At 41.7% G+C, this 21,129-nt stretch carries 18 protein-coding genes, 1 tRNA gene and 2 pseudogenes; 8 read left to right on the top strand and 13 right to left on the bottom strand.

Features of this window, described 5'->3' with window-relative positions:
- Positions 1 to 82: 82 nt before the first annotated feature.
- Entirely contained in the window at positions 83 to 1,258 is a 1,176-nt protein-coding gene (locus FTV14_RS14195; RefSeq protein ID WP_180054070.1) for a hypothetical protein, read from the bottom strand.
- Positions 1,259 to 1,397: 139 nt separating this feature from the next.
- Here FTV14_RS14195 and FTV14_RS14200 point away from each other — a divergent pair, with 139 nt between their 5' ends.
- The 5 genes from FTV14_RS14200 to FTV14_RS14220 all read left to right on the top strand — a co-directional run bounded on the left by FTV14_RS14200 (position 1,398) and on the right by FTV14_RS14220 (position 4,466).
- Positions 1,398 to 2,099, top strand: coding sequence for a hypothetical protein (locus tag FTV14_RS14200; RefSeq protein WP_180054071.1), 702 nt, complete (start codon positions 1,398 to 1,400; stop codon positions 2,097 to 2,099).
- Positions 2,100 to 2,255: 156 nt separating this feature from the next.
- A complete protein-coding gene (locus tag FTV14_RS14205; protein ID WP_004959923.1) occupies positions 2,256 to 2,927 on the top strand; it encodes a hypothetical protein in 672 nt (223 codons plus the stop codon).
- 391 nt (positions 2,928 to 3,318) lie between these two features.
- Complete coding sequence (locus FTV14_RS14210) at positions 3,319 to 3,519, top strand: hypothetical protein (protein WP_004781578.1); 201 nt, start codon at positions 3,319 to 3,321, stop codon at positions 3,517 to 3,519.
- Positions 3,520 to 3,957: 438 nt separating this feature from the next.
- The gene (locus FTV14_RS14215) at positions 3,958 to 4,185 is read left to right on the top strand and encodes a hypothetical protein (protein ID WP_004781576.1); all 228 of its coding nucleotides are present in this window, start codon (positions 3,958 to 3,960) and stop codon (positions 4,183 to 4,185) included.
- Positions 4,186 to 4,390: 205 nt separating this feature from the next.
- Positions 4,391 to 4,466: transfer RNA gene (locus FTV14_RS14220), tRNA-Thr, on the top strand.
- An 81-nt stretch (positions 4,467 to 4,547) separates the two neighbouring features.
- On the opposite strand, the gene FTV14_RS14225 is transcribed toward FTV14_RS14220, so the two are convergent.
- From FTV14_RS14225 to FTV14_RS14245, 5 genes are all read right to left on the bottom strand, one after another.
- A complete protein-coding gene (locus tag FTV14_RS14225) occupies positions 4,548 to 5,387 on the bottom strand; it encodes a cyclopropane-fatty-acyl-phospholipid synthase family protein (protein ID WP_159123709.1) in 840 nt (279 codons plus the stop codon).
- A gap of 3 nt (positions 5,388 to 5,390) precedes the next feature.
- Complete coding sequence (locus FTV14_RS14230) at positions 5,391 to 6,698, bottom strand: FAD-dependent oxidoreductase (protein WP_180054072.1); 1,308 nt, start codon at positions 6,696 to 6,698, stop codon at positions 5,391 to 5,393.
- 414 nt (positions 6,699 to 7,112) lie between these two features.
- A complete protein-coding gene (locus FTV14_RS14235) occupies positions 7,113 to 7,991 on the bottom strand; it encodes a pirin family protein (protein ID WP_180054073.1) in 879 nt (292 codons plus the stop codon).
- Positions 7,992 to 8,235: 244 nt separating this feature from the next.
- Positions 8,236 to 8,799, bottom strand: coding sequence for an alkyl hydroperoxide reductase subunit C (gene ahpC, locus FTV14_RS14240; protein WP_005232609.1), 564 nt, complete (start codon positions 8,797 to 8,799; stop codon positions 8,236 to 8,238).
- A 151-nt stretch (positions 8,800 to 8,950) separates the two neighbouring features.
- A complete protein-coding gene (locus FTV14_RS14245; protein WP_171521866.1) occupies positions 8,951 to 9,595 on the bottom strand; it encodes a TetR/AcrR family transcriptional regulator in 645 nt (214 codons plus the stop codon).
- 139 nt (positions 9,596 to 9,734) lie between these two features.
- On the opposite strand from FTV14_RS14245, the gene FTV14_RS14250 reads away from it, so the two are divergent.
- Positions 9,735 to 10,199 (top strand): hotdog fold domain-containing protein, encoded by a 465-nt coding sequence (locus FTV14_RS14250; protein WP_166136870.1) that lies wholly within the window; start codon positions 9,735 to 9,737, stop codon positions 10,197 to 10,199.
- Positions 10,200 to 10,268: 69 nt separating this feature from the next.
- Here FTV14_RS14250 and ssb read toward each other — a convergent pair whose 3' ends face one another.
- The 4 genes from ssb to FTV14_RS14270 form a co-directional block, all read right to left on the bottom strand.
- Positions 10,269 to 10,853, bottom strand: a complete 585-nt coding sequence (ssb, locus tag FTV14_RS14255; RefSeq protein ID WP_159123705.1) for a single-stranded DNA-binding protein — start codon at positions 10,851 to 10,853, stop codon at positions 10,269 to 10,271.
- Between the two features lie 51 nt (positions 10,854 to 10,904).
- Entirely contained in the window at positions 10,905 to 12,269 is a 1,365-nt protein-coding gene (locus FTV14_RS14260; protein ID WP_034170221.1) for an MFS transporter, read from the bottom strand.
- Positions 12,270 to 12,393: 124 nt separating this feature from the next.
- Entirely contained in the window at positions 12,394 to 13,452 is a 1,059-nt protein-coding gene (locus tag FTV14_RS14265; protein WP_159123703.1) for an RNA-guided endonuclease TnpB family protein, read from the bottom strand.
- A gap of 182 nt (positions 13,453 to 13,634) precedes the next feature.
- Entirely contained in the window at positions 13,635 to 14,726 is a 1,092-nt protein-coding gene (locus FTV14_RS14270) for a DUF475 domain-containing protein (RefSeq protein WP_004781554.1), read from the bottom strand.
- A gap of 222 nt (positions 14,727 to 14,948) precedes the next feature.
- On the opposite strand from FTV14_RS14270, the gene tenA reads away from it, so the two are divergent.
- Together tenA and uvrA are read left to right on the top strand one after the other, a co-directional pair.
- Complete coding sequence (gene tenA, locus FTV14_RS14275) at positions 14,949 to 15,620, top strand: thiaminase II (protein WP_180017533.1); 672 nt, start codon at positions 14,949 to 14,951, stop codon at positions 15,618 to 15,620.
- Positions 15,621 to 15,913: 293 nt separating this feature from the next.
- Positions 15,914 to 18,745, top strand: coding sequence for an excinuclease ABC subunit UvrA (uvrA, locus tag FTV14_RS14280; protein WP_180012433.1), 2,832 nt, complete (start codon positions 15,914 to 15,916; stop codon positions 18,743 to 18,745).
- A 75-nt stretch (positions 18,746 to 18,820) separates the two neighbouring features.
- Here the strand turns inward: uvrA and FTV14_RS14285 are convergent, their stop codons facing one another.
- The 3 genes and pseudogenes from FTV14_RS14285 to FTV14_RS14295 all read right to left on the bottom strand — a co-directional run.
- Positions 18,821 to 19,288, bottom strand: coding sequence for an HIT family protein (locus FTV14_RS14285; RefSeq protein ID WP_166139514.1), 468 nt, complete (start codon positions 19,286 to 19,288; stop codon positions 18,821 to 18,823).
- Between the two features lie 126 nt (positions 19,289 to 19,414).
- Positions 19,415 to 21,004 (bottom strand): annotated as a pseudogene (locus FTV14_RS14290) (GGDEF domain-containing protein); the annotation flags it as partial.
- A gap of 6 nt (positions 21,005 to 21,010) precedes the next feature.
- Positions 21,011 to 21,129 (bottom strand): annotated as a pseudogene (locus FTV14_RS14295) (IS30 family transposase); the annotation flags it as partial.

The raw sequence follows: 21,129 nt of genomic DNA on the forward strand, positions 1-21,129 counted from the left end.
AAGTTGGGTGTATTTCTTCATTGTGTGCTTTCCAATTGCGAGTTGAAAAAGTCTAATGATTCTATGAATACACCTAACTTTTTCAACTAACTACAAATGTGTTGCACTTGGGATTTGAATCTGCGAATTTTGAAAACCAATGTATGGCGTCCATAGGCATTACAGTAGTTGCTAAACTTTCCCCTTGGGCTAAATTTTTGATACGTGATGCTAAATAATTTTGAAGTAAAAATTCAATTCTGCTTAGATTGCTCTCAAAACTGTTAAATAATGAATTGCTCTGCTTAAAAGCAGCTTGCACTATTTGAATATCTTGCAAAAACTTTTTCCTCTGTTTAGAAGCAAAGTCTATTTGATTTGGTATTAATTCAACCAATTGGCTTTTTAAGAGTTGATAATTTTTTGTTTGATTAATAAGAGCCATTTCATTAAAAATATAGTCTGAAGGCGATGTTTCATTCTGCTCAATTAGCCTAAATGCGTGTTTAACAATAGAGCTATTTTCATTTGGCAACTTTAAAAAATAATAAGTACCGAAGCGACAGTATTCCCCCCAAATCGAAGCAGATAAATTCAAAGCATAAATAGGAGCATTAGAGGCTAGTAAATTATTATTTAAACTCCCATGAAGCTTGGAACGTATGATCCCTAACTTAAATAGTACTGTGATTGCTCGAAGCAAGGCATCACGACTCATTCCTGTACGTTTTGATAATTCGTAAGTTCCTGCATGATAAACAATCCCACGTTCATCACTTAACATCACTAAATTGACGAGAACAAGCCACTGCTGATAATTAAGTTCCAACAATAGAGCAACATCTTTTTGTTTATGGCTAATTCTGATTTTAAAAAAAAGATCAAACAACTTAATTAAAAAATCAAATCGCTTATAACGATATACAACAAATGTATGGGCTGACTTTTTTACTTCAAATCTACCTGTCCGTTTATAACTAACTTGTTGAGAAAGTAGCTTCGTTTTTATTCTAATGTAGTTATGACCATCTTCTTCGTACAGACCTTTTTCCAGAAAATTTTTCACTGCTTTTTGCAAGGCTAAACGATGGACTTTAATTTTTCCCGCGAGATTCGTCAGGCTTTTGATTGAAATTTTTCTCCCACCATAACAGATCAACAATCGTAAAAAAATAATCCGCTCCATCGGCAATAGTGAGCTTTCCATCTGCTCCAGCATCAGTATAGAAATTGCCCTTAATTCCACGTCTCTACTAAAGGTTTTTGTTGGTTTTTTCATTAAACACACTATTAAAAAAATATAACTATTATTTTAATTTAATATATAATATTAATTAACTGAAATAAATATGATATGTTTTTACGATTGTAAAGCTTAATACAATATACAAAAACGATTGAATATAAAGAGGTTAAAAATGGGCCGCCCAGCAATTTTTTTGAAAGATTGGTGCTTAAAAGAAGGTGCACTTAAAGTTGCATTCCTTGAAGAAGAAAGTAAAAATCCTAGAGGACTTATCATTAAAACTGGTGAAGGATATCAAGCAAATTTTACGGGCTATCCACATCTTCATTCGAATGAATATTTTCATCTTGGCACACTGCAGAATGGCATCCAAATAAAAATTCCTGGTATTTTTTATGAAAAATTAAGAGGAAAATTTAATACCTATAAAAAAAATAAAAAAGATGCTGATAAAGTGAAAAAAAATTACTATTTGGAGAAACAAACTGTAAACTTTCTATCAAAGCTCAAAGAAATAAATCACTGGGATCGTGAAGAAATCGTTATTGAATATTTAGCAAATGTATATCAAGGAAGAGAATTACAATTTAAAAGTTTTAAAAAAATAGAAAATTCCTCTATTCATTTACAAAATCTAAAAAATGAATTGGATCATTATAAAGGTTTATGTGTAAACGCTGAAAATGATAAGATTACTTTACGTAAACGCATAAATGAATTAGAGGATCTTTTAGCGAGAGCCTATCTGTCAAATAAACTCCTTAAAGAAACTCTGAAAGATAACCAAATTGAATTTTCCCAACCTCCAATTGATGAGGAAACCGTTGAGAGATATAAATCTGAAATTAGAACTAATTTGAATACACATTTATAAAAAATCAACTGAGCCTTAAACTATTTCAGTGAGTCATCATAATTAAAACCTTTCCAACCTCTTTTTTATCGTTATTATTAGGCTATTTGCATTACATGGTTGAAATCAATACATAATGATATTATTTTCACAATGAAATTGCTTATTAGGTGTAGTGTGCAAAGCAAGAAACAGAAAACAACTGAGTTTGGGCAATTTTATATCCTTAAAATTGGGACTAAATATATTCATGCTGAATTGCTTGGCAGTACCCAAAATTACCATGCTCAACTTGTTAAAAATTTAGTTGTAGCCGATGTAAAAATTGGGGAAACCATTTACTTACGCGTCAAAGATGAATCCATTCATAGCAAATATGGTATTGAAGTTAAATTTGAGCCAATTGAACGATTGACTGATCTAGCTGATATTGAAAACCACATCTTAGCGGATAGAAAACGAGTGGCTGACATCTATGTCAAGGCTGCACAGGATAATTTGGCTAAAGGTTGGCACAGCGGTGATGCTATTGAAAAAGCTCTATTCTTTAGTGCAAGTCATCCTGACTACAAGCAAATTAATCAGCAAATACGTCTCGGTCGATTAAAAAATATCATCCAAAGTTGCTGTAAGTATGAATGGAAGATGACCCAGCAATTTATGATTTTAAGTCGTTCTGCTTTGCAAATGTTCAATGAAGAAAAGAATCTAGGAGATTTGGATTTAACTCACTTTGAAAAAAATGTTAAAGCAATTCAATCTGATCTAAGTAAAGCGGAAAAAAATGTGGAGCAAAATGCACAACAATATTTGAATCAGCTTAAAGGTTTACTGAAGAAAGAATCTTGATACTCAACCTTGTAATGCAAATAGCCATTTAATATTGGAAAGACAGCTCAGATAACTACCTCAATGACTACTATTACCACCCTGATTTAACTGGGGGTATAAATGTGGGTATAATTGAAAATTGTTGTTTCTAATTTAATTTTAATTCAATTACTTAAATTAAAAGTATGACTCCCTCTCTCGCCAAATATCATTATCATGTCGCCACATGATGTCTCAAAAGGTTTAAATCTAAAGGGTTTAAGCCTTTTTTGTTGCCGAAATTATTAGGGAATGGATTAAAAATAAAAGAATAACTATACAAGTTACATAAATGATGCCGGATGGCTGTTGAATGACACTGAGGAATATTCGAGCATGATCCTATCTTGGTAAAAAATGATGGATCGCTATGAAAGATGATGAAAAACCCCTAAATTTTGATGATGATAATGAGCCTCTGGATTTCGAAGATGAGGAGTTCACTGACGATAAAAAAGAGGATGAAATGTACAATCCGATCACCAAAGATGGATCAAGTGTAGATCCTGCGGATGATGGCACACGTCATCTTCGTCCTGAAGATGGTGATCCGCTAGAAGTCGAGCCTTAAGCCCTAGCCCAATTTTATATTGGGCTTTTTTTATAGTCTAAAACCTTAAAAGTGAGCATCTTGGACAGATGAATTGAAAAAGGATAATTCATTTTACTGGTTATTTTTGAGATGAGTATTGCTTGCCTTTTCTTTTGATAGATTTAAAGATGTAAGGATATAGGTTGAGATATATTGAAATAAATTCTCTGGATAAAACCATGATATATCCATTTTTATTAATTTCTTAACTTTATGTTCTTCTTTTAGTTTATTTATATGATGGAGACAAAAACTGGCATAAAAATAGCTTAATTTAATTGTCATCATCGCTATGTTATGGTGGAATCAAAACAGGATAAAAGGAGAATAAAAACCTAAAGATAGAAAACGTTATTGCTTGAGTCTTCCTTATTTGGGTTAGAAAAAAGTGGAAACACTGCTATTCGGAGAGTGGACATGAATAACAGCGCAAACTACATGAAACAGATAAAAAATGCCAAACGCGGTGGTTATACCCCGACCATTGCCAAAGACGTCAACAAACATAAGATTCAAAAAGCCCTAAAATTAATTGAACAGTGGAGAAGTCTTGCTCAAGAACTCAAACCTCAAATGCAGTTTGATATGGCCTTTACTTTAGAGGAATGCGCACAAGACCTGGATCGGATACTCAAAAGCAGATAATTCCCTTTTAACTCACTCATAATAGATTTTAAATATCAACCCCTTATCCTTGCCCATATCACTGATATGGGCAATTTCATGATTTAAATGTAGAGGCCTGAGTGAAGATGATTCAATGATCAGCAATAAAAAATTGGTTATAAGATTGAACGGTTATTTTTTGGCTTGCGCCCTTAAGAAAAATCTGTAAAATGCACTCCACAACGCCGGCATAGCTCAGTTGGTAGAGCAACTGACTTGTAATCAGTAGGTCCACAGTTCGAATCCGTGTGCCGGCACCATTTTCTTAGCCTCGCTTTTTAGTGAGGCTTTGATGTTTCTGGGTTTGGCATTTTTATATAGCTGTTTTTTGCCTTGAATACTCAGATCGCCTGTGCCGTCACCTGCACATATCTTACAATCCCATCCTGATATAACTTCTGACAAAGCTTTGCCGTCATCTGGATTTTAAACTGATCCAGTCTTTTGCCTTTTTGTTTCAATTTCTTTGTATTTAAATTCTGATTTACATAATCAGCAAAACCTGAAAATACCGCTTCGGACAGATCTTCAATCTGAATATTCTTAAATTCAAAATTTTCCAAACAATGATAAAGCTCATTTTTCAACATCAGGTTTTTTAAATTGACATCGGCGGATGTCAGCAGAAACTGATATTTACGCTTTTGCAGCGCATTCAAGCTGTTCCATTTTTCAGACAAGATCAGATGATGAAAGCCAATCCGTGCATTGGTGTTCAAAACACTGCGTACCTGATCTAGAAGTTCGGGAACGGAACTATGATAGGCAGCATCCAGACATAGCACCACATCAAAGCGCTGGGAAAAATGCATGTCTTTTAAACGCAGGAAAGAAGCCGGATAGATGGCATTGAGATTAGGTAAATGTTGCTGAATATTCGCCACACAAGCAGGCTGAAGTTCTACACCGGCCAGATATTGCACCTGATAGTGTTGCTGCCAGTGCAACAGGCTGGCACCCTGGCCACAGCCCAGATCCAGCAATTTATCCTTTGAATTTAAACCGACCATTTCTGCCAAATGGTCGGCCAAAGTTCGACAGGCAGCTACATAATCCTGCTGCCCTTCCCGCCAATAACCCAGATTGCTCCAGGGCAACTGCGACTGGTCTCCCAGCAACGAAGCATCAATTGCATATTTATGTTGAGGAAGACGCTGACGAAGTGCCTGAAACCATTGCATCAATCAATAACCGAGTTGGGGTGCTACCTCGATCTTAGGTTTAAGTCCTTCAAATGGCAACGGTGCTCCCATAATTGCAGCAATTTTCATGGCAGAAGTCACTGCAGATTCCAAGATTGGTAAACCGTCCGATGACCATGAGCCGCAGTAGAACACTTTACGGTTCATTTCCAGATGACGATGCTGTAATTCTTTATTGAGGGCGATGGTATTGGCATCTACTACCGCACGGGTCAAGGTCACTGATGAAATCACTTTTTTCGGATCAATCTCAGTCACAGGACGCCAGGTCTGGAATACTGGTGATTTACCCACCAGACTCGGTTCAACCGCATTCAGCCAAACCGTAAATTGCTGACGGGTAAACTTGCGATCCATCATATAGCTGAGTACAGCCCAATCCTTACGTTTCGGTGGCATCACGCTGCTATCGCGGTGAATGACCAATTTACCCTGTTCAAATTTGAATTTCTTTAACAGCTCGATATCACGGCCAAACTGTTCATGATCCAGGAATTCATCAATATGATTGGTTGGTGTCGCCACAACCACACGATCAAAGGTTTTCGACAGACCAGCTGCATTTTCTACCAGTACTTTGTCGCCCTGCTCTTTTACCGAAACGATCGGCGCACCACTTTCAATGTGAATGCCTTCAATCAGCTTGTCTACCAAAGCCGGAGTACCGCCCTGCATACGTAATAAGGCATCACCATCCGTTAGCTGACGCAGGAAAATCAATAAAGGTTTGGCTGGCCATTCACCAATGGTTTTTGGATTACAGGTACAGATGGTATACAGCACCGGCATCACCGCACCATGCCAGAACACTTCTTCAATCTCATTGCGATTGATAAATTCTGCCAGGCTGATGTCCTGATTTTTGGATTTAAAGAATTTTGCCAAGGCTGTTTTGAGTTGCAGCAAACCTTTAACCAGACGCCAGCCATATTGCTGGATGCCTTTGCGGTTATTGATAATCGGAATATTGCCAATCCGGCTACGTGACGTGGTTAGCCAGGTTTCTACCCGGTCTTCAAACAGCCAGCTACAGGCCATATAGGTACGTACCGGGTAAGTTTTAATGCCCAGATGAGTCGCCAGACTTAAGGTATTTTTCCACAGATAAGGATTCATCACACGTAAAGGTGCGTCAATGAGGCCTCCTTCAAATTCGAGACTATGACTGTCCATGCCGCGACCTTGAAGCGCTTCAAAAATAGTAATGCGATGTCCTGCGTCCTGAAGAATTCTGGCAGTAGCCAGTCCAGCCATGCCACTACCAATTACTGCGATATCCAATCTGATCATCCGTCATTGAAAAACTAAAAGAAATTATGAACCATGCTTTCGGCAAATAGGTTATTAAAATCTTCCAGAATACTTTTTTTTCGTAAGTCTGAGTTAACGTAACTTTACAAATAAATTACATTTTTTGAATAGCAAAAAACGTCTTTATATAGAGTAACTTAAACCGCCATTATATTTAAATATTTAAAAATAAATCTTTAAAAAACAAATGATTTAATTAACCGATTTTTTAATCATCGGTTTACAAAGACCGCAAAACACTCTATAATATGCAGCACAAGAAAGAGATAAATTCATAGAGATAAACAAAATGAATTTATCCAAGAAACTCGTAAAAACGACAAGAAATTCCAGCGCATTAGAAAAAAAAGCCTCTGCTTGTGCAGAGGCTTCTTTGTTTTAAGACTGACTGTATTATTCGGCCTGTACCGCGATTTCACCAAATTTACCCTGATTAAAATCTTGAAATGCCTGAATAATTTCTTCCTTGGTATTCATTACAAATGGGCCATAGCCTTGAATAGGTTCATTCAGCGGCTCACCGGTCAAAAGCAAAAATTTAGTGTCCTGATCGGCCTGTAGCTGAATTTCAGGATCATCATCGCGCGCAAACATCACAATAGAGCTATCCAGGACTTTTTGACTGCCATTTACCACCAGCTCACCCGCCAGTACAACCAGCAAAGCATTATGTCCGGTAGGTACATGCAACGTAGTTTCATACTCCGCTTTTAGCTCGCCATCCCAGACATTCACCGGACTAAAGGTATGCGCAGGGCCATGATGACCTCCGAATTCTCCGGCAATCACCCGGATATGTCCTGCACCTTTATCCATTTCAATCCGTGGAATCTCAGCTGCAGTAATGGCCTGATAACGTGGCGCGGTCATTTTGTCTTTGGCTGGCAAGTTGACCCAGAGTTGAACCATTTCAAACAGGCCGCCCTTTTGCGCAAAATCTGGAGAATGAAATTCTTCATGCACCACCCCTGCACCCGCTGTCATCCACTGCACATCGCTGGTCTGAATCGTACCGCCACCGCCACTGGAGTCCTGGTGGGTCACTGCACCCTGATAAGCCAAGGTTACAGTTTCAAAACCACGATGCGGATGTGAACCTACACCATGCTGCTCAGTGGTTGGCGCAAAGTGATACGGCGCTGCATAATCCAGCAATAAAAATGGACTAATGGCCTGCCCCAAACGGTCATAAGAAAACAGGTTTTTCACCGGGAAGCCGTCACCAACCCAGTGCATGTTTTGATTACGGTAAACACCAATAATTTTTTTCATCTTTTACTCCTATACACAATAGGATGAACATGCAGCCATTTTAAGCTTTATCAGCAGTCATCAATACCGTACTTCTAGAATGCAGTATTTCAAATATAAGACGGTTCGACTCTTAGATTTCTGTGTAGCTACTTATAACTTTAGCTTTGCTATAAGACGTTAATTTAGGTAGTCATGAGCAGTAGATAATAAAAAACCCAGCGCTGAGGGCTGGGTTTTTTAATTTCGATAAAGTGTTATCGAATTAGATTTTACCGACCAGGTCGATTGAAGGAGCAAGAGTCGCTTCACCTTCTTTCCATTTTGCAGGACATACTTCACCTGGGTGAGCGTGTACATATTGAGCCGCTTTTACTTTACGAAGCAGTTCTTGCGCGTCACGACCGATACCGCCCGCGTTGATTTCAACGATCTGGATTTTACCGTCTGGATCGATCACGAAAGTACCACGATCCGCCAGACCATCAGCTTCAATCAGCACTTCAAAGTTTTTCGCCAAAGTCCAGGTTGGATCGCCGATCATTGGGTACTGGATTTTACCAATTACGTCAGAGGTGTCATGCCAAGCTTTGTGCGTGAAGTGCGTGTCTGTAGATACTGAGTAGATTTCTACGCCCAGTTTCTGGAATTCAGCATACTGATCAGCAAGATCGCCTAATTCTGTTGGACAAACAAATGTGAAGTCAGCAGGATAGAAAAATACTACAGACCATTTGCCTTTCATGTCTTGCTCAGACACTTCAATAAATTGGCCATTGTGGTAAGCAGTTGCGTTGAATGGCTTAACTTCAGTATTGATTAAACTCATAAGTCTATTCCTATCTATTCGTGAAAGTGTGTGTTCATTTGATGTAGTTAAGAATACGCAAAAACCACCAACAGGTAAAACCGTAACTTTTCATAAAAACTATCGGTTTTTTAGATTTATAATTCCTTTTATTTTTATCTTTCTGATTTGTTTAATCGATTTTGGCGGCTTCACTTTCTTGAAAATGCTGTATAGATTGCCAGGCCGATTTTGCTAAGGCTGCTGCATAGTATTTAGGGCAGGTTTGAACTCGACCAGATAACCAGCTCCGGCAATAACTTTCAGTGGGTCCAATGATCAGTGACATAAGCAGTTCTAAGGGAACAGCTTGTAATTGCCCGATATCTGCCTGCTGAGCCAGCCATTGTTGTAAGTCCTGATTGCGCTGCTGATTCGACTGCTGCAATTCTTCTCCGAAGTCACTGCTTTGAACTGTATGATGCGCGGCATAAAGAAAGCGGGCAAAATCAGGATACGCTACAACCCAATCGATATAACTCTGAATAACCGCCTGTATACCTCGTTCAATACCCTGAACTTGTGACAGAGCCTGCAAACGCTGCGTTGACTGATCTGTGAGCGCTGCAATATATAGTGCCGCAATGATCCCCTCCTTGTTTTTAAAATGATGATAAATCGCCCCGATACTGGTATCGGCCTGATCACGGATCATTTCAATCGTAGTCGCAGCAATGCCTGTACGCAGAAACTCTGTCAATGCGTATTCCAGAATCTGACGTTTGAGTAAAGCCCGTCTTCCCTTAAAAATCCTTTCCAGCAATTCCATGTTTTGCATCTTTAATATTTAAATCCTCTCTATTTTTAAAAGCAGGCTGGCAGCCTGATGTCTGGTTTTTGTCAGATGCGCCAATACAGAATAATATTCTGTATGAGAATATTATTCTGATTAAAAAATAATATACAGGAAGTTATAAATGAGCCAAGCCCTAAAAATCTGGAAAAGCTTAGAAAATAAGCCAGCCGGTAAATATCTTTTTTCTAAATTACTTTGTCTAAAAGCACCTTATTTCGGCAGTATTTCTCCATTGTTTGAAGATTTAAAGCCTGGTTATTGTGCAGTGAGCATTAAGAAACATCGTGCCGTACTGAATCATTTAGGCACTGTACACGCGATTGCCATGTGTAACATGGCTGAACTGGCAGGCGGTACCATGACCGATGCAACCGTTCCAAAGACCCATCGCTGGATTCCTAAAGGCATGCAGGTCGAATATGTCAAAAAAGCTACTACTGACTTGGTTGCGATTGCGACACCCGCCGAGCCTAACTTTATATGGAATGAAGGCAGCGATTATCTGGTCAATGTAGAAATTAAAGATACTACAGAAGAAGTTGTGTTTCGGGCGGTGATCACCATGTGGGTCTCGGTGAAAAAATAAAAAGTTCTATAGATGAAGAAACCCGCCAAATGGCGGGTTTTGATGATGATTTACCTTTTAATGTCGGGATTAAAAAGGAAGATCATCATCCAGATCAGCTGCAGGTGCTGCTACTGGAGCAGGTGCAGACTTCGGCGCATAACCACCCTGGTTATTTTGGTTATTGTTGCCATAACCACTGCCTTGATTATTGTTAAAACCGCCTTGCTGAGGCGCTGAGCCATAACCACCTTGTGAATTATTGCTATAACCGCCACCCTGGTTATTGTTATTAAAACGTGGCTGGTTAAACCCGTTATCGCCCTGCTCGCCTTGTGGACGACCAGAATCCAGCATTTGCATTTGCTCACCACGGATTTCCGTTGTGTAGCGTTCTTGACCGCTTTGATCTGTCCATTGACGGGTACGTAATGAACCTTCGATATAAACTTTAGAACCTTTGCGCAGATATTGCTGTGCAATTTCACCTAAACGGTTATGCAGCACAATACGGTGCCATTCGGTTTGCTCTTTACGTTCGCCCGTATTTTTATCAGTCCATGAATCGCTGGTTGCGATAGAGAATTGAGTGAGAGAACCACCATTTGGGAAAGTTTTGGTCTCAGGATCTCGACCTAAAGTACCAACTAAAATGACCTTATTAACACCACGCATCAGACGTACACTTCCTATTTATTTCTATATTTTACTTTATAAGAGTTATGTTTAAATGGCTACCTCTTTACCTAACAAGTGCGTTAATTGTTGTCGCGAAACATCATCAACCTGCTGTTTATCGACCTTTACAAAGGCGACTTGCTGTTCAGACATGACCACAACCTCTTCAATACCACGAATCGCCAAAAGTTGAGAAGTCCATTCATCTGTTTGTTTACTCTCTGGCAGACGAAGCACGAGCGATGAAAGATAGCGTGGTTGAGCCAACCCAAAACTCATGAGCAGCCAAATTATAGCAATTGCCGATAAAATACTCCAACCGAGCGAAGTGTTGTTGAGTAACAACAATTGTCCACCAATGATCCCGCCAAAGAATGCGCCCAGGAACTGACTACTGGCATTCACGCCCATCGCAGTGGCTTTGGATTGAATCGGGGCTGCTTTGGATAGCCAGGAGGGCAGTAAGGCTTCCATGACATTAAAAGCAATAAAGAATAATCCCAATCCACCGATCAGCACATATTTGGATTCAAAGCCAAAAATCATGATCAACAGACCCAGAATAATCCCGCCAATCGCTGTCAGGAAAATACTGCGCATCTTGCGATATTTCTCTGCCAGTACAATGCTCGGGAAGGCAAAAAACAGACTGACGACCAGCAGCGGCAGATAGACCCAACCATGGCTCGATAATGGCAGTTCAGCAACTTCAATCAGTTGCGATGGCACATAAATAAACATGGCTGTGAGCAGCAAATGCAGGGTAAATACTGAAATATGCAGACGGTTCAGATCCCCCATTTTCAGGACCTGTTTTAGCTGCTCCAGATAGCCCTGCTGAAAATTTTTATGATGACGGGTAACTTTAGGGACCATCAACAACATCGCAATCGCAGCCAAGCCCATTACGGTGGTCACCCAGAACAGACCGGAAATGCCGACCAGTCCTGTCACCCACGGCCCCATGGTAAAGGCCACCACAAAGGACAGGCCGATACTCATGCCCATCACCGCCATGGCTTTCATGCGGTTTTCTTCGCGGGTCACATCGGCCAGTAAGGCCATTACCACTGCTGAAACTGCTCCACCACCCGCAATCGCACGACCGATGATCACGCCATAAATGGTGTCAGACATTGCAGCAATCGCACCACCTAGAGCGAATAGCAACAAGCCCAAAACCACCAGTGGCTTACGGCTATAGCGGTCTGCAATCAGGCTAAACGGAATCTGTAAAATGGCCTGTGTCAGGCCATAAATACCCACCGCCAGACCAATCAGTGCCGGCGTAGCATATTCATATGACTGCCCTGCTACCGAGAATACAGGGATGATCATAAACAACCCCAGCATGCGCAGTGCGAAAATACTGCTCAGGGCAAAGGTCGAGCGACGTTCTAAGGCATTCATCATAAAGTCTGGCGATCGAGTTAGTTAATCTTGATGCGTAGATTATAGGCCATTCCGCTCAAAGGAATGCATGAATTTTATTTGAAATAAAGATGAGGACTATCTGAAAATTGACATCCTCCCCCAGCTAAAGCAAGGGGATTCCTACTGCTAGACGCTCATGCCCGAGCGCAAGAATATTCAGTGCGGAATTTACATCCCGATCCCATGAGCTACCACACTCACCACACTGCCACTCTCTTATTCCTAAACCTGCTCTACCTTTCGGACTACTGGAGCGTGAGCCACAGCACGAACAAGTTTGGGTGGTATAGGCTTCATTGACTTCTTCATACCATACCCCTGCGTTCTCGCATTTATACTTGAGCATGGTTCTTAGTGTTGTCCAACTGGCATCTAACACAGACTTGGCTAGTTTGGTTTGCGCTAATGCTTTGCCATTCACATTGCCAACGAAGATTGCTGCATGTTCTTTTACTAGTTTATGGCTGAATTGATGCAGCATGTTTTGTCTTACATTTTTAATCTTGGCGTGAATTGCTTTCACTCGTTTTTTATTTTTTGCACGTTGAGCAATACCAAGTTTTTGTTCATATTTCCGATAGATTTGAGGGGCTTTAAGTTTTACACCATCTGAACAAGTGGCTAAATCTTTTAAACCTAAATCTATGCCAATTGAGGTTTTAGCGGTGGTTTTCTCTGTTTTAGCATTGTCAACTACAAGACATACATACCAACGGCCTCGGCTATCTTCAACGAATGAGCCTGTTTTAACCCTGTATTGACTTAAACCGTAACTATCCCATAACTTGAATTGGTGTTTACCATATTGAACACAGCCATCAGCATATTTGATTGCAACCTTTTTAAACGGTATCCAACCTAGTGAACGTCTAGCTGATTTTTTATTACTGACACGCCATTTTAGTTTTGCTTTTTTGAACTGCTTGCGTCTTGTGACCAATTCTTCTGTCACTGCCTGAATAGTTTGACTGTGCAAGTTGCATTCTTTCGATGTGCCTTTCGTGTATTTTGCAATATCGTATGCTGAAAAGAATTGTTGTTTTTTTTGAAGATGTTTAAAACACAAATCATTGACATAATTCCAAACAAAATTTACTTCGGATGCTAACTGATTTAGCACCTTGCAATGTTTGTCTTTTATGCGTAATTTGAGTGTCTTCATCCAATTATTTTAACAGTATTTTTCTTAATAGTGACTATAGTACAAGTATTTAAAACGACATTTCGTGTCGTTCATGTGGTTTACTCCAGTCGCTTATATCCTCGTGCTGAACCACGAGGTTTTACGCTCCAATGGATAAAAAAGCGTAGCCGGAGCTACGCTTCTGTTCAGCGATCACGGGGCTATTTGCCTGCTTTTAATAACTGACGCTTGGTATATTGGATCGAAGCAATGACTGCCCAGATAATGAAAGCCACACCGATCAGACCAGTCACCACTTCAGGGATATGTACACCGGTACTGCTTGCCAGCATGATAAATGCCAGAGCACCAATCGCATAGTGCGCGCCATGTTCCAAATAGATATAGGCATCCAGCGTGCCTTTATCGACCAGGTAAATAGTCATCGAACGCACGAACATCGCACCGATGGCCAGGCCTAGCATGATGATTACCACGTCAGATGTAATCGCAAAGGCCCCGATTACCCCGTCGAAACTGAAAGATGCATCGAGTACTTCTAGGTAAAGGAAACCACCAAAGCCGGCTTTCACCACGCCAGTCGGTACGCCTTCAGCATCATGACGAACGGCGTTGCCCTCTTCGTCTACTTCCGGTTCCCCACCTAACATATGGCTCAGGACCTGTACCCCGATATAAATCACGATTCCCCAGATCCCTGCCAGAATAACATCCAGACGTTTTGCTTCTTCGACCTGAAAATCCATGATTAATAAGGCAATCAGGGTAATAAAGACTGACATCGCCGGAACGTTTGCCAGATGCGCCAGACGGCGTTCCAGCATGCGGAACCAGTGGGTGTCTTTTTCTTCATCCAGGAAGAAGTTCAGAAATACCAGCATCAGGAAGGCACCACCAAAGGCAGAAATCTCGGCATGATGTGCCATCAGTTTAGCCGAATATTCTTTTGGTGCATTTAAGGCGAGCTGCACCACTTCCATAAAGCCCATATCCGCAGTCACGGCCACAATGACCACCGGGAAAATCAGGCGCATCCCGAAAACTGCAACCAGAATCCCGACCGTCAGGAAAATCATTTTCCAGAAATGATCCCAACCGCGCAGGACGGATGCATTGACAACCGCGTTATCAAACGACAACGACACTTCCATAATCGCCAGAATAGCGGTGATGGTCAGTGCTGTGAACATGGTTTGCAGGCCCGCTTCCGGACCATGGGTGAATCCCCAATAAGCAGACAAACCAAGGCACACGATCGAAAATACGATTGAGAAACCAAAGTGTTTCAACATATATATCGACCTTAGATAAATTTCATTAAATGCATTTCTTTAAACGTAGAGAAATACTAAGACTCAAAGTTGTCCCAATTATGAAACTTTTGCCGCCTAAACCAAAGCACTTCCTGAACCATTTTTAGGTATTTTCTGCTTTTCAGATTTGCTGATCTTTTAAACAGATTCATCTTTGCTATAGTGCTGGATATTTTGACTTCAACTGCTAAGGATTTCAGTATGAGTTTCTCTCAAGACGTATGGCAACGTAATCTCGGACTTTATCAAAAGACATTGGCGCTGCCTTTTAACCAGCAGCTGGCGCAGGGAACATTAAGCCGTGAAGCTTTTAGTCATTATGTGATTCAGGATGCGCATTATTTACTGGCCTATGGCCGTGCGCTGGCGGTCTGTGCAGCCAAAGCTTTTGAAGCAGATGATGTAATTCAGTTCAGTGAAGCCGCTAAAACTGCCATTGTGGTCGAACGCAGCCTGCATGATGGCTTTATGCAGGATTTTGGCATCAGCAAAACCCAATTTGAAAATACACCTTTGACTCTGGCCTGCCATCATTACACTTCTTATTTACAGGCAACGGCCTGGGCAGAAAGTTATCCGGTGGTTCTAGCTGCCCTTTTGCCATGTTTCTGGATCTATGCAGAAGTGGGTAAGGATATTGTCGATAAGGCAGCGCCGAATAATCCGTATCAGGCCTGGATTGATACCTATGCCGGTGAGGATTTTCATACAGCGGTACGCAATGTAATTGCTACTGTGGATCGGGTGGCAGCGCGGGTCGATGCTGATACTCTGGAAAAAATGCATCAGGCCTATACCCATGCAGCACGTCTGGAATGGCTGTTCTGGGATAGTGCTTATGAACAACGCCAATGGCTAGGTCTGGATGATTAATTTTAGTTTCTATTGACTGAGTCCTGTTTAATACAGGGCTTTTTTATTTTTAAGCCAAACCCTAAATGATGGAAAGTGAAGCTAATTTCGATGGAGTTATGCATCATGAAATTTCATCCATTAGATGTTTGGAAAAGAGCAAATCTAATCTACATTTTCCCCCAGTTGCTTTAGTACTGATCTTTTGACCAATATCCGACACAACTTGACGTTTAAAATACTTTTATTTGCACTTGAACATTTTTCATTCGGTATCATATAAAGGTTTTTGATGAATTTTCTAGGATCATTGCATGAGCCAAAGTCACATCCGTATTCGAGGTGCACGTACCCATAACCTGAAAAATGTGAACCTTGATATTCCACGCGACAAGTTTGTGGTGATTACGGGACTGTCTGGTTCAGGTAAGTCCTCACTGGCATTCGATACGTTATATGCGGAAGGTCAACGCCGTTATGTAGAATCTCTGTCTGCCTACGCGCGTCAATTCCTTTCGCAAATGGAAAAGCCGGAAGTTGATTCGATTGAGGGTTTAAGCCCAGCCATTGCTATCGAACAGAAATCGACTAGTCATAACCCGCGTTCGACTGTAGGTACCATTACCGAAATCTATGACTATTTACGTCTGCTCTATGCACGCGTAGGTACACCTTACTGTCCGGAACACGATCTGCCCATGGTGGCACAGACCGTAACTGAAATGGTCGATGCGGTTAAAGAACTGGAAGAAGGCACTGCGCTGTTATTGTTAGCGCCTGTCGTGCGTGAACGTAAGGGTGAGTACACAGCGTTATTTGAGCAACTGCAAAGCCAAGGCTTTGTGCGTGCACGTGTCGATGGCGAGATCATGGAAATTGATCCGCCACCTGAGTTGGACAAAAAGAAAAAACATACTATTGAAGTCGTGGTTGACCGCTTTAAGGTGCGTGATGATCTCGGTAACCGGATTGCAGAAAGTTTTGAAACTGCGCTGCGTCTCGGTGGAGATATTGCGATTTTGTCCTGGATGAAAGGTGAAAATGATGATCGCGTATTTTCTGCCAAACACTCCTGTCCGGAATGTGACCGCGCTGTGGCAGAACTGGAGCCACGCCTGTTTTCATTTAACAATCCCTTTGGTGCCTGCCCGGTCTGTGATGGTCTGGGTACCCGCAGCCATTTCAGTGCGGACAAACTGATTCCCAATCAGGAAGTCAGCATCAGCCAAGGTGCGATTCGTGGCTGGGATCGTCAGCGTCCGTATTATTATGGCATGCTGCAAAAAGTAGCCGAGCATTTCGGTTTTTCTCTAGAAACGCCTTGGAATGAACTGGATGCCAACACCAAGAAGAAATTCCTTTACGGTACCGGCAAAGAAAAAATTGACCTGAGCTATATTGATGAACGTGGTCGTCGTCATAACCGGGTGATGCCATTTGAAGGTATCTTGCCGCATCTGGAACGCCGTTACCGCGAAACTGAAAGCAATTATGTGCGTGATGATCTGGCGCAGTATCTATCCAATGCCGCTTGTGATGCTTGTGATGGTTCACGTCTGAATGAAATCTCGCGTAATGTGAAAATTCTGGACAAGACCATTGCCGACGTTACTCGCATGTCGATTGGCGATGCCGAGAGCTATTATCAGGGCATTAATCTGGAAGGTGCGCGTGGTGAAATTGCGGACAAGATTTTCAAGGAAATCCGTGAACGCCTGCATTTCCTAGTATCTGTCGGTCTGAACTATTTGAGTCTGTCCCGTTCTGCCGAAACCTTGTCTGGTGGTGAAGCACAGCGTATCCGTCTGGCTTCACAAATTGGTGCTGGCCTCATGGGTGTGATGTATGTGCTGGATGAACCTTCGATTGGTCTGCATCAGCGTGATAATGATCGCCTGTTACAAACCCTGATTCGTCTGCGTGATCTCGGTAATACCGTTTTAGTGGTCGAACATGATGAAGATGCAATTCGTGCTGCAGACCATATTATTGATATTGGTCCGGGTGCCGGTGTGCATGGCGGTCATGTGATTGCAGAAGGAACCTATCAGGAACTCGCTAAAAATAAAGATTCCCTGACCGGTAAATATCTGTCTGGCAAACTGAAAATTGAAGTGCCGAAAAAACGGGTTCAGCCACCAAAACCGGAAGAACAGATCAAATTGATGGGTGCTGCCGGGCATAACCTGAAGAAAGTCGATCTGACCATTCCATTGGGAATCATGACTTGTGTCACCGGTGTTTCAGGTTCTGGTAAATCTACGTTGATTAACCGGACTCTGTTGCCACTAGCAGCGACTCAGCTGAATGGTGCAACCACGCTAACTGCTGAGAAGTTTGACTCAATTGATGGTCTGCAATTTCTGGATAAAGTGGTTGATATTGACCAGAGCCCGATTGGCCGTACGCCACGTTCGAACCCAGCAACTTATACCGGTTTGTTTACTCCAATTCGTGAACTGTTTTCACAGACTCCGGAAGCCAAAGCGCGTGGTTATACCGCTGGCCGTTTCTCGTTTAACGTGAAAGGCGGACGCTGTGAGGCCTGTGAAGGTGATGGCATGATTAAGGTAGCGATGCACTTTCTGCCGGATATGTATGTGCCGTGTGACGCCTGTCATGGCAAGCGTTATAACCGTGAAACGCTGGAAGTGAACTACAAAGGCAAGAATATTTCTGATGTATTGCAGATGACCGTTGAAGATGCCATGCATTTCTTTGATGCGATTCCAGTGATTCATCGTCGTCTGGAAACCTTGCATCAGGTTGGTCTGGGCTATATCCGTTTAGGTCAGTCAGCGACGACCCTTTCTGGTGGTGAAGCACAACGGGTAAAACTGGCACGTGAGCTGGCCAAACGGGATACCGGTAAAACCCTGTATGTCCTGGATGAGCCAACCACTGGTCTGCATTTCCATGATATTGCCAAGCTGCTGGACATCCTGCATGAGCTACGCAATAAAGGGAATACCATTGTTGTGATTGAACATAACTTGGATGTGATCAAGACTGCAGACTGGGTGGTAGACCTTGGGCCTGAAGGTGGTGCGGGTGGCGGTATGATTATCGCGGAAGGTACTCCGGAAGATGTTGTGAAAGTTAAGGCTTCACATACAGGGAAATTCTTAAAGCCGTTATTGAAGTAATTTTATTCTCTCCAATCCTCCTTTGAAAAAGGAGAGAGTGCCCCTCTTTTAAAAAGAGGGGGCTTTTATTTTTGACTATGCGATTGAGCGAATATTTTCAGCCAATTGTGCCAGCGCTTGATCATCCGCCCTTCGAGCATCATGCGATGAAATATAGCCCTCATAAGCATCAAAATACTTATCGACTGAAGAATTAATTGGCTGCCATTTTTCATGGGTATTTTTAGTCTGATGCATTGGAAATAGCTTGGCATGCACATGATCGACACCAAATCCCTCGAACACCATTGCTGTTCGGCCAACGTCATCAAAATAACGATCCAATTTTAGGGCTACCTGCTTGGTATATAAAACCAGATTTGTCAGCACCTGGTCACTCAGTTCAAAGGCATAGCTGGAATAATGCTGTTTTGGAATCACTACGCTTGCGCCCAATGTATTGGGAAATATAGTAAGAAACGCCATAAAATCATCATTTTCATCGATTAAATGACATGGCAATTCCCCTTTTACCATTTGACAGAAAATACAATTTTTACTCATTTTAAGATCCCCTAAATTTTTATATTTTTTAAAAACTTCAATGAAATTTACTTTATTTTTTAACAATATAAATTATAAAATTATGACTCTTCAGACTGTTTAGCTTAAAAAATTCAGTTAAGTGGTTTAAACCTCAGCCACCACATTACGTCCTTTGGCTTTGGCCTTAAATAACGCCTCATCGGCCTGTTCCAGTAAAGCAATCCATGACTCTGCACCAATCGCTACCCCAATACTCACCGATACATGAATATCTTCATCAGCTGCGGTCAGAATAGAATGTTCAGCGACTTCGGTCCGGATTTTATTCGCCAGCATGAAAGCATGCTGCATCTCGATATTTTCAATCAGGACCAGAAACTCATCACCGCCATAGCGAACCAGCAGATCCGAAGCTCGAACATTGGCTTTTAAGCGTTCTGCAACCAGCTGAATAACCTGATCACCAATAATATGCCCATATTGATCATTGACCTGTTTGAAGTGATCAATATCAATAATCATCAGGCAGGTTCGCTTAAACTGGGTCGGATGCGTTTCCATAAAACGGATATATTCATCGAGCGCAAAACGGTTAGCCAGTCCAGTCAGGGAATCGGAATGGGCAATATTTTTCAGTCGAAATTCTAATGCTTCACGCTCTTGCAGCGTATGCTGCAGTTTTTGAATTGCTGTAAATAAGGATTCAGTAGGCCGGTCTGTTTTTAGTTTTGATGGTGCTTGCTTCCGTTCAGACCCAGTGGACAAATCAAATAAAATTTTACGTGCGCGAATTAAAGGAATAAAGATGCGTTTACGCGCAAAAATCATGGTCAAAATTGCCGTAATCAGGGAAATTCCAGATAAGGCCACTGTCCAGATCAAATGATTCAGACCATGGCGCATTTCCTTAATAGCCACATCTTTGGTGTATTGCAGTAAATAGTTCTGCAAATCAATCACTGTTGTAAATTTATCTACAATAGCTTCAGTCAGCTGGGTTCCAGTTAAATAATAAGGACGCTGCTGGCGGCTATCTTCAATCAGTCGCTCCACAATCGGTAAACCTTGCTGGATAAATTCAGTTCCGACCCGCTGATGTAAACGAATAAACTCATCAGTTTTGTCCTGAACAGGCTGTAGCGTATCAATGATATCCCAGAGATAACGTACCTGATGCTGGACTTGTAAGGAACGGGTAATGTTTTGCTCTGGAATGTGGGTTCCAAATGTCACATGAGCCATAACATTTGACGCTACCCGACCCGATTGATCCCTGAGATCAGATAAAAATAGGATTTCACTCATGTAATTATCCAAACGGGCAGATGGCGTAGCAGAGGCAATCACTACTCCTTTCAGAATTTTACGGCTGCTATCCCAGGCAGTAAACATGGCGAGAATAGCCTGATCCATTTCCTGTGCAGTACGTTCCGGGCGAGGTATTTGAGTATAGAGATCGACCTGCTGACGTCCATTCTGCAAGCTTGGTTTCAATTCAGATAAAAGTTGCTGGCTTAGGTGATTAAAACCAACCTGATCGAGTGCCTGAGCCGTAATTTGCATCTGTTGATCGACTTCCTGACGGTAATCGCTTAACTCCTGCTGATGTTTGGCAAATTCCTCAACCGAGCTGGACATTACTTTGTTGGTAGGTGCCCGTTCCCGGGAGATTTTATTGGCGAGATCGGTGACCTGTTGTAAGGCATAAAGCTGCTGATAGGTTTGTTTTGATTGGCGGATTCAAGCGGCAAGTGCAACAGTATAAAAACCAGCCATAACTTCACTCGGTGTATACCAACCTAGTGTTTTTCTAGGACGATGGTTGAGTGCAAACTCTATCTGCTCTATTTGTTCGTTTG

Source organism: Acinetobacter sp. YH12236 (genome assembly GCF_013417645.1).
Taxonomy (GTDB): domain Bacteria; phylum Pseudomonadota; class Gammaproteobacteria; order Pseudomonadales; family Moraxellaceae; genus Acinetobacter.

Coding starts and splice junctions, on each gene's coding strand:
- ahpC (WP_005232609.1), bottom strand. CDS start 8,799: ATGAGTTTAATCAATACTGAAGTTAAGCCATTCAACGCAACTGCTTAC.
- uvrA (WP_180012433.1), top strand. CDS start 15,914: ATGAGCCAAAGTCACATCCGTATTCGAGGTGCACGTACCCATAACCTG.
- FTV14_RS14200 (WP_180054071.1), top strand. CDS start 1,398: ATGGGCCGCCCAGCAATTTTTTTGAAAGATTGGTGCTTAAAAGAAGGT.
- FTV14_RS14230 (WP_180054072.1), bottom strand. CDS start 6,698: ATGATCAGATTGGATATCGCAGTAATTGGTAGTGGCATGGCTGGACTG.
- FTV14_RS14260 (WP_034170221.1), bottom strand. CDS start 12,269: ATGATGAATGCCTTAGAACGTCGCTCGACCTTTGCCCTGAGCAGTATT.
- FTV14_RS14210 (WP_004781578.1), top strand. CDS start 3,319: ATGAAAGATGATGAAAAACCCCTAAATTTTGATGATGATAATGAGCCT.
- FTV14_RS14225 (WP_159123709.1), bottom strand. CDS start 5,387: ATGCAATGGTTTCAGGCACTTCGTCAGCGTCTTCCTCAACATAAATAT.
- FTV14_RS14270 (WP_004781554.1), bottom strand. CDS start 14,726: ATGTTGAAACACTTTGGTTTCTCAATCGTATTTTCGATCGTGTGCCTT.
- tenA (WP_180017533.1), top strand. CDS start 14,949: ATGAGTTTCTCTCAAGACGTATGGCAACGTAATCTCGGACTTTATCAA.
- FTV14_RS14195 (WP_180054070.1), bottom strand. CDS start 1,258: ATGAAAAAACCAACAAAAACCTTTAGTAGAGACGTGGAATTAAGGGCA.
- FTV14_RS14285 (WP_166139514.1), bottom strand. CDS start 19,288: ATGAGTAAAAATTGTATTTTCTGTCAAATGGTAAAAGGGGAATTGCCA.
- ssb (WP_159123705.1), bottom strand. CDS start 10,853: ATGCGTGGTGTTAATAAGGTCATTTTAGTTGGTACTTTAGGTCGAGAT.
- FTV14_RS14245 (WP_171521866.1), bottom strand. CDS start 9,595: ATGCAAAACATGGAATTGCTGGAAAGGATTTTTAAGGGAAGACGGGCT.
- FTV14_RS14265 (WP_159123703.1), bottom strand. CDS start 13,452: ATGAAGACACTCAAATTACGCATAAAAGACAAACATTGCAAGGTGCTA.
- FTV14_RS14215 (WP_004781576.1), top strand. CDS start 3,958: ATGAATAACAGCGCAAACTACATGAAACAGATAAAAAATGCCAAACGC.
- FTV14_RS14235 (WP_180054073.1), bottom strand. CDS start 7,991: ATGAAAAAAATTATTGGTGTTTACCGTAATCAAAACATGCACTGGGTT.
- FTV14_RS14250 (WP_166136870.1), top strand. CDS start 9,735: ATGAGCCAAGCCCTAAAAATCTGGAAAAGCTTAGAAAATAAGCCAGCC.